The organism is Vibrio sp. 03_296, from assembly GCF_002265885.1.
Window position 1 is genome coordinate 1 of the sequence record NZ_NPKW01000023.1, and the last position, 1,541, is coordinate 1,541.

The 1,541-nt window shown below is 40.9% G+C and carries 1 protein-coding gene and 2 pseudogenes; 2 read left to right on the top strand and 1 reads right to left on the bottom strand.

What is annotated here, in order from left to right; genetic code table 11:
* The first annotated feature begins 343 nt into the window (after positions 1–343).
* Together CIK04_RS01750 and CIK04_RS35430 are read left to right on the top strand one after the other, a co-directional pair.
* The gene (locus tag CIK04_RS01750) at positions 344–472 is read left to right on the top strand and encodes a DUF3265 domain-containing protein (protein WP_128824578.1); all 129 of its coding nucleotides are present in this window, start codon (positions 344–346) and stop codon (positions 470–472) included.
* A 21-nt stretch (positions 473–493) separates the two neighbouring features.
* Positions 494–688: pseudogene (locus CIK04_RS35430) on the top strand (hypothetical protein).
* Positions 689–1,306: 618 nt separating this feature from the next.
* Here the strand turns inward: CIK04_RS35430 and CIK04_RS01765 are convergent.
* Positions 1,307–1,541, bottom strand: a pseudogene (locus CIK04_RS01765) (transposase); the annotation flags it as partial.

Genomic DNA, 1,541 nt, shown 5'->3' on the forward strand with positions numbered 1-1,541 from the left:
AGTAAAATCAGTTGGTTATGGTTTTTCTTTGTTCCCTTGGCTGATTGGTTTTGTGTTTGTCGGCAAGCCGGCTTTTGTGAGCGCTGTTTTTCGGACGCATATTCTTTGGCGCTAGAAATTCAGAGAATTGCCTCATTCAATTCTCGGGCAATCGCGAGGTTAGGGCGGTTGGCTCAATCAGAAATCCATTTTAGGTTTTCAAACTTCAAACCAGATTTGCCAAAATTCCTAGTCTGATTATCAAACTATGATTCATTTCGGTTTTCTACGTTTTGGTTTTGTTTGTAAATCAAAGTCGAGTTAATCTTGTTTTGAGTAAAACGTAACTCATTGAAGCTTAAGCATAACAAGGCGTTTAAGAGGGATTCATGCCGCGTGGCATTTTTGGTTTGCAGTGAGTTTTGGTGGTGAAAGTGGTCTGCGGAAACTTGGTTTAGGCGGCACTCACCCCTTAACGCGGCGTTATGTTTAGTCACGTAAAATCAGTTGGTTTATGGTTTTTCTTTGTTCCCTCGGCTTTTCAGTTTGGTGTTTATCGGCAAGTTGGCTTTTGTGAGCGCTGCTTTTCGGACACTTATTCTTTGGCGCTGGAAATTCAGAGAATTGCCTCATTCAATTGTCGGGTAAGCGCGAGGTTAGGGTGGTTGGCTCAATTTCTAGAAATTTGATATTAGGTTTTTCGTTTTAGCTACCAAAGTTCAAAGTCTGATTTCAAATCATGAGTCATTTCAGGTTTTTGGCTTTTGTTCGTGAATCAAAGCTGAGTTAATCTTGTTTTTAGTAAACGTAACCCATTGAAGTTTAAGCATAACAAGGCGTTCAAGTGGGATTTGGCACGCGTGGCATTTTCAGTTTGCGTTGGGTTCAGTGGTTACGGCACTGTGCGGTAGCTTTTGTATTGCGTGCCTGCACCCCTTAACGCGGCGTTATGTTTAGTCACGTAAAATCAGTTGGTTGCATCTTTTCTTTGTTCCTTCGTATTTCTAATTTTGCTCTTGTCGGCAGGTTAACTTCAGTGGTCGCTGTTTTCTGGACTCCAATTCGTGGGCGCTAAAAGTTCAGAGAGTTGCCTCATTGAAATGCAGAGTGTAGGCGAGGTGAGTGAAGTGATTTTGATTTCAAAGTTAAATCCCGGCTTTTCGGTTTTCCACGTTAAAACTCAAAGTCAGAACATTCAAAATTATGAGTTAATTCAGCTTTTTAGCGTCTAGTTTTGGTTTTTAAAGGTAACTCGAGTTAAGCTCTTGGTATCGCAAAACTTAACCCTTTGAGCCTTAAACATAACAAGAGACTATGGCGTCAATAGTTAATTTTTGGCGCTATCTGCCATTCCACATACAGCCATCTCTAAGCATTGAATTTAGAATAACTACCATCTTTCTGACGCAGGCAATGAGCGCTACTTTTTTGGGTTTTCCAGCAGCCAAAAGTCGTTGATATGTTTCTTTAAATACAGGGTTACATTGCATCGCTGACATCATGGCCATGTATAAAACAGTCCTTACTTGCATCCGTCCACCTTTGATCATTCTCTTGCCTTT